This window comes from Streptomyces sp. NPDC086766 (assembly GCF_044746005.1).
Classification (GTDB): domain Bacteria; phylum Actinomycetota; class Actinomycetes; order Streptomycetales; family Streptomycetaceae; genus Streptomyces.
Genome location: NZ_JBIVBI010000019.1, coordinates 1 through 12,530 on the forward strand (window position 1 = coordinate 1; position 12,530 = coordinate 12,530).

10 protein-coding genes are annotated in these 12,530 nt (G+C 71.5%); 5 read left to right on the plus strand and 5 right to left on the minus strand.

From position 1 onward, the window contains the following. On the minus strand, window positions 1-687 hold a 687-nt coding region (locus tag ACIPM1_RS28190), incomplete at its 3' end, for a maltotransferase domain-containing protein (RefSeq protein WP_402439300.1). A 206-nt stretch (window positions 688-893) separates the two neighbouring features. Next, on the minus strand, window positions 894-2,027 hold the full coding sequence (locus ACIPM1_RS28195; protein WP_402439444.1) for a S8 family peptidase: 1,134 nt from the start codon (window positions 2,025-2,027) through the stop codon (window positions 894-896). A gap of 40 nt (window positions 2,028-2,067) precedes the next feature. Between ACIPM1_RS28195 and ACIPM1_RS28200 the strand changes: the two genes are divergently transcribed. The 5 genes from ACIPM1_RS28200 (at window position 2,068) to ACIPM1_RS28220 (ending at window position 7,541) form a co-directional block, all read left to right on the plus strand. Then, complete coding sequence (locus ACIPM1_RS28200; RefSeq protein ID WP_402439302.1) at window positions 2,068-4,716, plus strand: glycosyltransferase family 1 protein; 2,649 nt, start codon at window positions 2,068-2,070, stop codon at window positions 4,714-4,716. 193 nt (window positions 4,717-4,909) lie between these two features. Beyond that, on the plus strand, window positions 4,910-5,224 hold the full coding sequence (locus ACIPM1_RS28205) for a hypothetical protein (protein ID WP_402439304.1): 315 nt from the start codon (window positions 4,910-4,912) through the stop codon (window positions 5,222-5,224). After that, window positions 5,221-6,648, plus strand: a complete 1,428-nt coding sequence (locus tag ACIPM1_RS28210; protein ID WP_402439306.1) for a hypothetical protein — start codon at window positions 5,221-5,223, stop codon at window positions 6,646-6,648. Before ACIPM1_RS28205 ends, ACIPM1_RS28210 begins: the two co-directional genes overlap by 4 nt. 17 nt (window positions 6,649-6,665) lie before the next feature. Beyond that, window positions 6,666-7,160 carry a SitI3 family protein gene (locus ACIPM1_RS28215; RefSeq protein ID WP_402439307.1) on the plus strand — a complete coding sequence of 165 codons (495 nt, stop codon included), beginning with the start codon at window positions 6,666-6,668 and terminating at the stop codon, window positions 7,158-7,160. A 6-nt stretch (window positions 7,161-7,166) separates the two neighbouring features. Continuing rightward, window positions 7,167-7,541 carry a DUF6086 family protein gene (locus ACIPM1_RS28220; protein ID WP_356187769.1) on the plus strand — a complete coding sequence of 125 codons (375 nt, stop codon included), beginning with the start codon at window positions 7,167-7,169 and terminating at the stop codon, window positions 7,539-7,541. Between the two features lie 28 nt (window positions 7,542-7,569). Here ACIPM1_RS28220 and ACIPM1_RS28225 read toward each other — a convergent pair whose 3' ends face one another. From ACIPM1_RS28225 to ACIPM1_RS28235, 3 genes are all read right to left on the minus strand, one after another. After that, entirely contained in the window at window positions 7,570-8,091 is a 522-nt protein-coding gene (locus tag ACIPM1_RS28225; RefSeq protein WP_402439310.1) for a DUF1990 family protein, read from the minus strand. Between the two features lie 70 nt (window positions 8,092-8,161). After that, window positions 8,162-9,823 carry a M4 family metallopeptidase gene (locus ACIPM1_RS28230; protein WP_402439312.1) on the minus strand — a complete coding sequence of 554 codons (1,662 nt, stop codon included), beginning with the start codon at window positions 9,821-9,823 and terminating at the stop codon, window positions 8,162-8,164. Between the two features lie 246 nt (window positions 9,824-10,069). Further along, window positions 10,070-12,109 carry a M4 family metallopeptidase gene (locus tag ACIPM1_RS28235; RefSeq protein WP_402439314.1) on the minus strand — a complete coding sequence of 680 codons (2,040 nt, stop codon included), beginning with the start codon at window positions 12,107-12,109 and terminating at the stop codon, window positions 10,070-10,072. Between the last annotated feature and the right edge of the window lie 421 nt (window positions 12,110-12,530).

The window sequence follows — 12,530 nt, forward strand, 5'->3', positions numbered from 1 at the left end:
CAGCTCGCGGGTGTCGGAGACGGTGACCAGCTCCCGCAGCGGATACCGGGCCAGCACCGCGTCCACCTCCGGCGTCAGCCCCGCCGACAGCCGGGAGGACGCCGGAAGGCTCTCGTCCCGCAGGGCGCCGACGGCGGCCACCAGGACGTCGCGCCGGCCGTCCTCCTCGGGGATCCCGGCGGCCGCGCGCTCGTACAGCCGGGCCCCCTCCTCCAGGACCAGCTCCGTGTCCTGACCGGCGGGGATCTTGATCTGGGCGTGGTGCCGCCAGGTGGTGACGGGATCGCCCCACGCCTCGACGGTGTACGTCCAGCGGCCGGGCTCCCCGGCGGTCACGGTGGCGCCCCAGCGGTCGGTGCCGGGGGCCAGCTCGCGCATCGGGGTCCAGGGGCCGGGATGCCCCTCCGGATCGCGCAGGACGACATTGGCGGCCACGGCGTCGTGGCCCTCACGGAAGACGGTGGCCGAGATCTCGAACGACTCTCCGGTCACCGCCTTGGCGGGGCGGCGGCCGTGCTGGACGACCGGGCGCACGTCGAGGACGGGTATCCGGCCGACGGCGGTGGCGCCGCCCGCGGAGGGTCGCTCCGGGGCCGGCGGGCCGGCGCCGAGGGGGTGCCCCGGTGGTGCTTCGGTGCCGGGAATGCTGCTGGTCGGGGGTGCTGCCGAGTGGTGCGTGGCGGGCATGACCGCTCCTGTCCGCGTCAACGAGGGTGTGGGCGGATGTCTGTGGGGAGGTGGGTCCTGCGTGGTCTACCTGGGGTGTACCGGTGGAGCCTTCCCACCCTATTCGGGTGAGCAATCCGGCACTTTGTTAACTACTCACGCGTATGTCTACACACAAGACCGGCCCCGTCCAGGAGCGGGCGGGGCCGGGGTCCTGGACATCCCGCCTACCCCGTGGGCACCCGCACAAGCCGGTTCGGCGAGCCGGGGCCCGGGTCGCCGACCCTGCCGGTCGCGGCCCCGGTGACCAGCGCCTTCGCCACCTGCGCCGGAGCCGCCCGCGGGTGGCCGGAGAGATGGAGGGCGGCCGCGCCCGCCGCGTACGGGGCGGCCGTCGAGGTGCCGGAAAAAGTTGCCCGGGAAGTGTCGCTCGCCGCGGACGCGGAGGTGATCGACACGCCCGGGGCGAACAGGTCGAGCGCCGAGCCGGTGTTCGAGAAGCCGGCCCGGGCGTCGCGGCCGTCGACGGCGCCCACGGTGATCGCCTCCCGGACGTCCGCGGGCGAGAACAGGGCGGCGGCACGGCCGCCGTTGCCCGCGGCCACGGTGTAGGTGACCCCCGACCTGATCGAGGCGCGCACCGCCGCGTCGAGCTGGGCGTCGTAGGGGCCGCCGAGGCTGAGATTGGCGACCGCGGGCTTGCGGGCGTGCCGGGTCACCCAGTCGATCCCCGCGATGACCCGGGACATCGTCCCGGTGCCGTCGTCGCCGAGGACCCGCACGGCGACGACGCGGGCGCGCTTCGCCACGCCGTGGGCCGTGCCCGCGACGATGCCCGCGACGTGCGTGCCGTGGCCGTTGCCGTCCCCGGCGGCCGGGTCGTGGCCGACGAAGTCCCAGCCGTAGCCGGCGCGGCCGCCGAAGTCCCGGTGGGTGATGCGGACCCCGGTGTCGATCACGTAGACGGTGACGCCCCGGCCGCCGGCGTCGGGGGCGGTGTAGGTCCGGTTCAGCGGCAGGGTGCGCTGGTCGATCCGGTCCAGGCCCCGGGACGGCGGGTTCGTCGGGGTGCGGTCGAGTCGCACGCGGACGACCACCGAGGCGACCCGGGGGTCCGCCGCGAGCCGCCGCGCCTGTCCCGCGCCGGCGCGCACGGCGTAGCCGTTCAGGGCCGTGCCATGGTCCGGGTCCCCTCCTCCACTCGGCGTACGGGAGCAGCCTCTCGTGGGCGGGAGGGGGCGACAAGAACGTCTGCGGGGCCGGAACCGGCCAAAGCGGAGGGAGCGCGTTCGCGAACCGTGGGCCGCAGGCCCAGCGGTACCCGCCCCGTCCCCGGTACCGTTCTGAGTGACCGTACGCACAGTGCCGTGCGTCCATCCAGCGAATGCGCCGAGGTGGAGTGTGAAGGCGATCCGTCGGTTCACCGTCCGTCCCGTTCTCCCCGAGCCCCTCCGGCCACTGAGCGAGCTGGCCCGCAACCTGCGCTGGTCCTGGCACGCCGAGACGCGCGACCTCTTCCAGTCCGTCGACCCGGAGCGCTGGGCCTCCTCCGGCGGCGACCCGGTGCGCCTGCTCGGCAGCGTGGCCCCCGCGCGCCTCGCCGAGCTGGGCGGGGACCGCCGTTTCCTGCGCCGCCTGACCGCGGCCGCCGACGACCTGCACGACTACCTGACCGGCGACCGCTGGTACCAGACCCAGTCCGCCGGACTGCCCGCCGCCGTCGCCTACTTCTCGCCCGAGTTCGGCATCACCGCCGCCCTGCCGCAGTACTCCGGCGGCCTCGGCATCCTCGCCGGCGACCACCTGAAGGCGGCCAGCGACCTCGGCGTGCCGCTGATCGGGGTGGGCCTGCTCTACCGGCACGGCTACTTCCGCCAGAGCCTGTCCCGGGACGGCTGGCAGCAGGAGCACTACCCGGTCCTCGACCCCAACGAGCTGCCCGTCACCCTGCTGAAGGAGGCCGACGGCTCGGCCGCGCGGGTCTCGCTCGCGCTGCCCGGCGGCACGGCGCTGCACGCCCGTGTCTGGCTGGCCCAGGTCGGCCGGATCCCGCTGCTGCTGCTGGACTCCGACGTCGAGGAGAACGACCTCGGCGAGCGCGGGGTGACCGACCGGCTCTACGGCGGCGGCAGCGAGCACCGGCTGCTGCAGGAGATGCTGCTGGGCATAGGAGGGGTCCGGGCGGTACGGACGTACTGCCGGCTCACCGGCCACCCCGAGCCCGAGGTCTTCCACACCAACGAGGGGCACGCCGGGTTCCTCGGCCTGGAGCGCATCGCCGAGCTGTGCGACCGGGGGCTGGACTTCGACGCCGGCCTGGAGGCGGTGCGCGCGGGGACCGTCTTCACCACCCACACCCCCGTCCCGGCCGGCATCGACCGCTTCGACCGCGAGCTGGTCGCCCGGCACTTCGGGCCCGAGGCGGAGCTGCCGCGCATCGACGTGGAGCGCGTCCTGGCGCTCGGCATGGAGAGCTACCCGGGCGGCGAGCCGAACCTGTTCAACATGGCCGTGATGGGTCTGCGCCTGGCGCAGCGCGCCAACGGCGTCTCGCTGCTGCACGGGCGGGTCAGCCGGGAGATGTTCGCCGGGCTGTGGCCCGGGTTCGACCCCGACGAGGTGCCGATCACCTCCGTCACCAACGGGGTGCACGCCCCGACCTGGGTCGCCCCCGAGGTGTTCCGGCTGAGCGCCCGGCAGATCGGCGCCCAGCGCACCGAGGACGCGCTCTCGGTCGGCGGGTCCGAGCGCTGGGACTCGGTCGCCGACATCCCCGACCAGGACGTCTGGGAGCTGCGCCGCGACCTGCGGGAGCAGCTCGTGACGGAGGTGCGCCGGCGGCTGCACGCCTCCTGGCGGCAGCGCGGCGCGGGGGAGGCCGAGCTGGGCTGGATCGAGGGGGTGCTCGATCCGGACGTCCTGACCATCGGGTTCGCGCGCCGGGTCCCGTCGTACAAGCGGCTGACGCTGATGCTGCGCGACCGCGACCGCCTGATGGACCTGCTGCTGCACCCCGAGCGGCCGATCCAGCTCGTGGTCGCGGGCAAGGCGCACCCGGCGGACGACGGCGGCAAGCGGCTCATCCAGGAGCTGGTGCGGTTCTCCGACGACCCGCGGGTCCGCCACCGGATCGTCTTCCTGCCGGACTACGGCATGGCGATGGCGCAGAAGCTCTACCACGGCTGCGACGTGTGGCTGAACAACCCGCTGCGGCCGCTGGAGGCGTGCGGCACCTCCGGGATGAAGGCCGCGCTCAACGGCTGCCTGAACCTGTCGGTGCTGGACGGCTGGTGGGACGAGTGGTTCCAGCCCGACTTCGGCTGGGCGATCCCGACCGCGGACGGGGCGGATGGGGGTGCCCCCATGCGTTCAGCGATGGGGGAGGACCCGGACCACCGCGACGACGTCGAGGCCGCCGCCCTGTACGAGCTGCTCGAACAGCGGGTCGCCCCGCGCTTCTACGAGCGCGGGCGGGGCGGGCTGCCCGACCGCTGGATCGAGATGGTGCGCCGGACCCTGACCCTGCTCGGGCCGAAGGTGCTGGCCGGACGCATGGTCCGCGAGTACGTCGACCGCCTCTACAGCCCGGCCGCGCACGCCCACCGCGCCCTGGACCACGACGCGGCGCGCGAACTGGCGGCCTGGAAGGCGCGGGTGCGGGCGGCCTGGCACGAGGTGACCGTCGACCACGTGGAGACCTCCGCCGCCACGGCCACCGCGCAACTCGGCAGCACCCTCGACCTGCGGGTCCGGGTCGGCCTCGGGGGCCTCGGCCCGGACGACGTGGAGGTGCAGGCCGTGTCCGGCCGGGTGGACGAGGAGGACCGCATCGCGGACGCGACCACGGTCCCGCTGAAACCGGCGGGCGGCCCCGATCCCGAGGGCCGCTGGCTCTACGACGGCCCCCTCGCCCTGGACCGCACGGGCCCCTACGGCTACACGGTCCGCATCCTCCCCTCCCACCGCCTCCTGGCCTCCAGCGCCGAACTGGGCCTCCTGGCGGTCCCGTCGGAGGAGACGGGGGAGGGAGCGGGAGTCCTCCTGCGCTGATCACGACCGGCCGTACGCTCTCCGTCATGTTCTCCGTCAGGGGCGAGCGATCTTTGCTCGCCCTTGACGCCCGCCATGCCCTCTCTCTATCCGTGTCATACCTGACGCATACTCAGCCTCATTACGGTCGTGCGTGACACGCGCACAACGTGATCCACGGGGGTGGGGGCCGCATCTCGGATGCGGGGCATCGATGAGTGATCTGAGAGCGGACACCAAGCGCATACGCGAGTGCTCGCGCGCACTCCAGCGGATCTACCACTCCTTCACCGACCGGGCCGATCCGGCCGCCGACTACTCGGCCGCGGAGCTCGGTGACAAGCGCGTCGTCGACGCCTTCGGCGAGTTCGCCGACAACTGGAAGATCCACCGCAAGGACCTCGCCGGAAAGATCAGGAAGCTCGGCGTCATCACCTGGGAAGCCGCCAAGAGCTACGACGCCATCGACGCGGAACTCGCCGCGGCCCTGCGCCGCCAGGACGCCCGTGCCGGGGGAGGATCCAGGTGAGGCGTCCCGCCGTCCACGAGTGGTCGGCGCTGGACGAGGACGGCGACCCCGTCCCCGGCGACCCGGACGCCGTCGCGCTGCTCGGTCAATCGCTGCGCGACACCGCCGACGACATCCGGCGCGAAGCCGGCGACGTGGCGGCGCTGAGCGCTGTCGAGTCCTGGAAGTCCAAGGCGGCGGACACTTTCCGCGAGACGGCGAAGGACGCGCTCGGACCCCTGCGGAAGGCCTACCACCGCTACGACAAGGCCGCGAGCGCCATGGGCACGCGGGTCCGGGACGGCAGCGACGCCGACTGGGCGAGCGCCCTGGAGCACGCGCAGCAGCTCGCCGACAAGGCCCTGAGGGCTGCCCGGACCGCCCACGCCGACCACGAGGCCGCGCAGCGGGGCATCAAGGGCCTGCCCCCGCACACCAAGGACGACGACCCCGACCTCGTACGGCTGAAGAAGAGGCGGGACCGGGCCGCGGCCGACCTCGCCGGAGCGAAGTCGGCGCTCCAGCACGCCAAGGACGTACGCGACGCCGCGGCGATGAAGGCCGCGAGGATCATCCACCGTGCCATCACCCATGACGGGATGCACGACTCGGGGTGGGACAAGTTCGACGACGCGGTCGACTCCGTGGTCTCCGACGTGGGGGACTTCCTGAAGGAAGTCGGCATGACCGTCGTCTCGGATCTCGCGTCCCTCGGCAACGCGATGGCGCACGACCCCGGATCCGCCGCGTCGGTCGTCCTGGGCCTGGCCCTGACGGTCGCGGGCGCCGGCGAGGAGGTCGCGGGCGGGCTGCTGGACTGCACCGTCATCGGAGCCGCCCTCGGCATCCCCATCAACGTCGCCGCCGCGGCCCAGATGGCCGTCGGGGTTTCCATCGCGGGCGCCGGGATGGCCAACATCCTCAACGACGCCGCGGGCCCCGACCGGGTCCAGATGTCGTCCGACGGGTCGGGCGGCGGAGGGGGCGGTGACTGGGACCCCGCGGCAGCGGAGCGGACCAAGCCCTCGGGGCAGGCCGACCCGAATGCCCGGCCCCGGGGGAAACCGGAGTCGCTCAGCAAGAACGACGACGCGGAGACGGTGCGCGCGAAGGGGCGGGAGGTGCACTCGGCCGACACCCTCGCGAAACAGGGATACGACGTCGAACAGACACCGGGTACCATCAACGGGAAAAATCCTGACTTTCGCATCGAGGGCAAGGTTTTCGACAACTACGCCCCCACGGCGAAGAATCCGCGTTCCATCTGGACTGCGGTGCAGAAGAAAGTGGACGCAGGCCAGACGGAACGCGTCGTGCTGAATCTCGGTGACAGCGACGCCGATCTCGGGGCGCTGCGGAGTCAGTTTCAGAACTGGCCCATGGGCGGTCTGAAAGAGGTCATGGTGATCGACCGCGCGGGGAATGTGGTCCACCTTTATCCGTAGTATCCGGAGGAGTCCCTATGGCAATCGCATACGACCTTGACTGCGCGACGCGGTTGCCCGCGGACGAGGTTGCGGCCCACGTGCGGGAAATCGGCAGGGAGATCGGTGTGCTCGACGCCTCGGTCACGGCGGAGCGACTGGTCGGGGAGGGTGCAGCGGCACGGCTCGGCACCTGGATCCGCGTGGTCACGTCGAGAGCGCCGCAGCCCTGGGACCCCATCGTCACCGACCTCGCGTTCACTCCGACGGTCGGCACTGTGTTCCGGATGGCCAAGGGGGTCGAGGTATCGGACCAGCAGGACGACATGATCCGGCTGGTCGTCCCTCTACTGGAGCGGATGGACGGCGACGCGGTGCTGCACTCCGACTTCGAGACCGTCTGGCTGCTTCGCAAGAAGGGCGAGCTGAGCCTCAACGAGGACGACGACCTCTGGCGTCCCCAGCGGCTGGCTCTCGTGAAGCAGCCCTACCGTCGGGAAACGCACATCATGGAATCTGTTTTCTCGGACTGACTGGCTATGACGTTCAGATTTCACTCCAGCGACCTGCCCGGACGGGACATCTGGTGTCCCGGCGCGGAGGTCGCCCACGCGTTCATCGGCAGCGCCACGGTCTTCTCCGGGGTGTTCGGCGTGGGCTCGGGCGTCGGCATCCCCGTCGACGGCGTATGTGTCGTGGACGTCCGGGACCTCGGCGCGCTCGTCGGCGCGGCCGTTCGCCGTTTCACCAGGACCGAGCAGGGCATCCTTCGATCCCTGTCCCTCGGCTTCATCGCCACGTCCCTGGTGCTCGTCGACCGGGCCGGGCACCCCGTGCCGGCGATGCCCGGGCCGGAGCAGGAGCGTGCGTGGACGGCGCTGCGCGACCAGCACGCGCGGGCGATGCCCGTCTGACCGAACCCCGGTCGCGCCACCGGAACTCTCAGGACTCCGAGACGTCCGCGCACAGTCTGCGCAGGACGGTGCCGCAGCGGCGGGCGTAGGCGTGCTGGAGGCCTCGGGCGGCGGGGCCGCCGGCGCGGGTGTACCACTTGGCCGGGCGGCTGAAGGCGGACACGGTCAGCCAGACCGTGCCGTCGCCGGTGCGGTCCACGACGAAGGCCTCCTCGCCGCACTCCGGGTGGCCGGGCAGGGTGCCGTAGGCCCAGCCCGCCCGACGGGATTCGGCCATCGTCCAGACCACCCGGCACGGCGCCTTGATCACGCCGGCCACGGTGACGGTGACCTCGGCGCCGGGTTCGGCGCGCTCGGCACCGGTCTGGATGCCGACGCCGATCGCCCGGTGCAGCTCCCAGCTCAGCAGGGCCTCGCGTGCCCGCCGGAACACCTCCTCGCCCTCGCCGATGCGGGTGCGCACGTGCAGGTGGTGGAAGCCCGGCGGGCAGGTGGAGGGGTCGTCGCGCGTGGCGCCGACCTCCGTGTAGGTGAAGTCCTGCGAAGACATGGGACCCAAGCGTAGAGCGGCACCCGGAACGTCTCCGTCCCGGGTGCCGCTTGCCTCAACTACCCTTTGATCAGGCGACGTTGACGGCAGTCCAGGCCGCCGCCACCGCGTTGTACTCGGCGCTGCCGGAGCCGTACAGCGCCGACGCCGCGCTCAGGGTCGCCGTACGGGCGGCCTTGTAGTCGGTGGTCGACGTCATGTACGTGGTCAGGGCCTTGTACCAGATCTGGAGCGCCTTGTCGCGGCCGATGCCGGTGACCGTGGAGCCGTTGTACGTGGGCGAGTTGTAGCTCACGCCGTTGACCGTCTTCGCGCCGCTGCCCTCGGACAGCAGGTAGAAGAAGTGGTTGGCGACACCGGACGAGTAGTGCACGTCCAGGCCGCCCACGGACGAGGACCAGTAGTCGGCGGAGGAGCCGTCCTTGCTGGGCTTGTCCATGTAGCGCAGCGGGGTGCCGTTGCCGTTGATGTTGATCTTCTCGCCGATGAGGTAGTCACCCGGGTCCGACGCGTTGTTGGCGTAGAACTCCACGCCGGTGCCGAAGATGTCGGAGGTGGCCTCGTTCAGGCCGCCGGACTCGCCGGAGTAGTTCAGGCCGGCGGTGTTGGAGGTGACGCCGTGGCTCATCTCGTGGCCGGCCACGTCCATCGCGGTCAGCGGGTGGGTGTTGCCCGAGCCGTCGCCGTAGGTCATGCAGAAGCAGCTGTCGTCCCAGAACGCGTTGACGTACGCGTTGCCGTAGTGGACGCGGGAGTAGGCGCCGACACCGTTGTTCTTGATGCCGTTGCGGCCGAAGGTGTTCTTGTAGAAGTCCCACGTCTCCTGGGCGCCGTAGGCGGCGTCCGCGGCCGCCGTCTGGTCCGAGGTGGAGCTCGAGGCGGTGCCGGTGCCCCACACGTCGTCGGAGTCGGTGAACAGCGTGCCCTGGGTGGGGCTCTGCTGGTGGGCCTTGTTGTACACCTTGTGCCCGCCGCGCGTGGTGTCGTACAGCTGGTACGTCGACCCCGACAGGGTGGTGTTGAGGGTCACCGTGCCCGAGTAGAGGGTCTTGCCGGTGCCGGTCTCGATGCCCTGGTACTCGTAGAGCTTCTTGCCGGTGGCCGCGTCGGTGATGACGTGCAGTTCGTTCGGGGTGCCGTCGTCCTGGACGCCGCCGACGACCGTCTCGTAGGCGAGGACCGGGGTGCCCTTGCCCGCCCAGATGACCTTGCGCGGGGCGCTGTCGGCGGCGGTCTTCTCCGAACCGGCGGCCCGGGCGACGGACAGAGCCTGCTTCTCCGCCTTGGCGGCGGCGATCTGCGGCTTGAGCGAGGCGACCTTGATGGCCGACTTGGCGGCTCGGGTGACGCCCTCCGTCCTGCCGGCCTCGGAGGTGTGCACGATGAGGTCGCCGCCGAGCACCGGCAGGCCGGCGTAGGTGCGCTCGTAGCGGGTGTGCAGGGTGCCGTCGACGTCCTTCACGACGTCCTTGGCGACCAGCTTCTCCTTGGTGCCGAGGCCTATCTCACGGGCCGTGTCGCTCGCACCGGCCTGCGCCTGCTGGATCAGGGTGCTGCGCGCCGAGGCGGACAGCGCGGTCGGGGCGGCGGCCAGGGGCGCCTTGCCGGCCGAGTCGGCCACGGGCTGGGCCGACGCGCTGGTGGTCAGAGCGGTGCTGAGCAGGGCTCCGGCGGCGACGGCGGTGGCGAGGGCCAGAGTGGTGCGCTGGTGACGCGCGTAGCGGGGAGTCACACAAGCTCCTTGGTGGGGGAGTCCGGTCGGTGTGGGGTCACCGGGCCGGATCGCTGGTGAGGGGTTGTGCAGTGCTCGTGCGGCGGGTGCAGGAAGAGTGACACCTGAGGCGCGTACATGTCAGGAGCCTGAAGTGATGTTGGCTGAAAATCGACTGTCCGGTAAATGTTTCGGGTACATGAACGGGCGCCGCCCCGGGTGTGCAATCGCCGGGACGGCGCCCTGAACGGGGAGTGTCCGACGGGCCTACGGGAAGGTCAGCTTCCAGCCGTCGATGTAGCCGGTGTCGTAGCTCGCGACGTCCTGGACGCGCAACTTCCAGGTGCCGTTGGCCGTTTCGGAGGAGGCGTTGACCGTGTACGTCGCGTGCACGTCGTCCGCCGAGTCGGAGCCGCTGGAGTTCTTCAGCCGGTAGGCGGTGCCCGACGGGCCGATCAGGTCGATCACCAGGTCACCGCGCCAGGTGTGCACGATGTCGACCGAGACCGAGAGGTTCGACGGGGCGTTGCCGGTCCGCCCGGTGACGCTGATCGACGAGGTCACCGCGGGACCGTTGTCCGGGATCGAGACGTTGGCGGTGTTCTCGAACGAGGTGCCGCCGCCCCCGCCGCCACCGGACCGCGAGCCGACCGCGACGGCCGCCCACGCGTCCTGCACCGCCTTGTACTCGGCGCTGGAGGTGCCGTACAGCTCGCCCGCCGCCGCGAGCGTGCCGGTGCGGGCGCCCGCGTAGTTGGTGGTCGAGGTGAACTTCGTGGTGAGCGCCTTGTACCAGATCTGCAGCGCCTTGGCGCGGCCGATGCCGGTGACCGGAAGTCCGTCCGCCGTGGGCGAGTTGTAGCTGACGCCGTTGATGACCTTGGCGCCGCTGCCCTCGCTCAGCAGGTAGAAGAAGTGGTTCGCCGGGCCCGACGAGTAGTGCACGTCGACCGACCCGATGCCCGAGTACCAGCTGTCCTTGGACGCGCCGTCCTTGCTCGGCTTGTCCATGTAGCGCAGCGGGGTGCCGTCGCCGTTGATGTCGATCTTCTCGCCGATGAGGTAGTCGCCGACGTCGGAGCTGTTGTTGGCGTAGAACTCCACGCCGGTGCCGAAGATGTCGGAGGTGGCCTCGTTCAGCCCGCCGGACTCGCCGGAGTAGTTCAGGCCCGCGGTGTTGGAGGTGACGCCGTGGCTCATCTCGTGGCCGGCCACGTCCAGCGAGGTCAGCGGGTCCGCGTTCCCGGAGCCGTCCCCGTAGGTCATGCAGAAGCAGCCGTCGTCCCAGAACGCGTTGACGTACGCGTTGCCGTAGTGCACCCGCGAGTACGCGCCCACGCCGTCGTTGCGGATGCCGCTGCGGCCGAAGGTGCTCTTGTAGAAGTCCCAGGTGACCGCCGCGCCGTAGTGCGCGTCCGCGCCCGCGGTGGCCGCGTTCGACGTGGTGCCGTTGCCCCAGGTGTCGGAGGACTGCGAGAACAGCGTTCCGGTGCCCGAGGTGCCGCGGTTGAGGTTGTACGTCTTGTGACCGCCGCGCGCGCCGTCGTTCAGCGTGTACGTCGAACCCGACTGCGTCGTCGTCAGGTTCACCTGCCCGCTGTACTGGGTGTTGCCGACACCGGTCTCGATGCCCTGGTACTCGTAGAGCTTCTTGCCGGTGACCGCGTCGGTGACGACGTGCAGCTCGTTCGGGGTGCCGTCGTCCTGGAGGCCGCCGACGACGGTCTCGTAGGCGAGCACGGGCTTGCCGCTCGCCGCCCAGATGACCTTCCGCGCCCGGTCCGCGGCCGACTTGGTGCTGCCGAGTGCCTTGGCGCGCTGGACGGCCTGCTTCTCGGCGGTCGCCCTGGACACGCTCGGAGTGAGGTCCCCGACCGCGAGCGCGGCGTTCGTCGCCTTGACGACGTGCTCGGTGCGGCCGGAGCGGGAGGTGTCGACGACGAGGTCGCCGCCGAGGACGGGCAGGCCGGCGTAGGTGCGCTCGTAGCGGGTGTGCAGCGTGCCGTCGGCGTCCTTGACGACGTCACGGACGACCAGCTTCTCCTTGGCGCCGAGACCGATGTCCCGCGCCGTGCGCGCCGTGGCGCCGTCGGCGGCGCGGATCAGCTCCGCGCGCTGCGAGGGCGTCAGCTTCACGGCGAGGTGGGCCGGGTCGGCCTTCCCGGAGGGGGCCTGGGCCGGGGTGGCGCTCGCGGCGCCCGACTGGACGGCCACGGCGATGAGGGCGGCGACGCCGGCCAGGGCTATGCCGGCCGTGCGGCGCTGGGGGGTGTGGGAGGTGCGTCTGCGCGAGGAATTGCTTCTCAACACTGACTCCTTCTGCGGGCCGTGGGTCGCACGGCCAGGGGAGACCGGACGGAATGTGGGCCGTCCGGGCAGAACTGGGAACGCGGAACCAGGTGCGGAGGTGCCGTGCCGGGTCACAGAGGGGGGCCGCGGACGGATCCGTGGGTGGATCCGTCGGCGGGACTGTGGGGGGATCCGTCGGCGGAACTGTGGGGGGGATTCGTGGGGTGATGCTGTGGGGCTGCTGTGCTCCCGGCCGTGGGAAGAGTGGCAGGAGATCACCACTTCTGTCAGGAGCGCGTCACATATTTGGCCGGAATTCGTTCGTTGTCCGGATGTTCATGTTCGGTATGCGGACCGTCTGCCGGGCGGTCGACAGGGGGTGCGGGAGGGCGGTCGCCGACGCGGCGCTTCGAGGGGTGCGGCCACCGGCGTCGGGGAA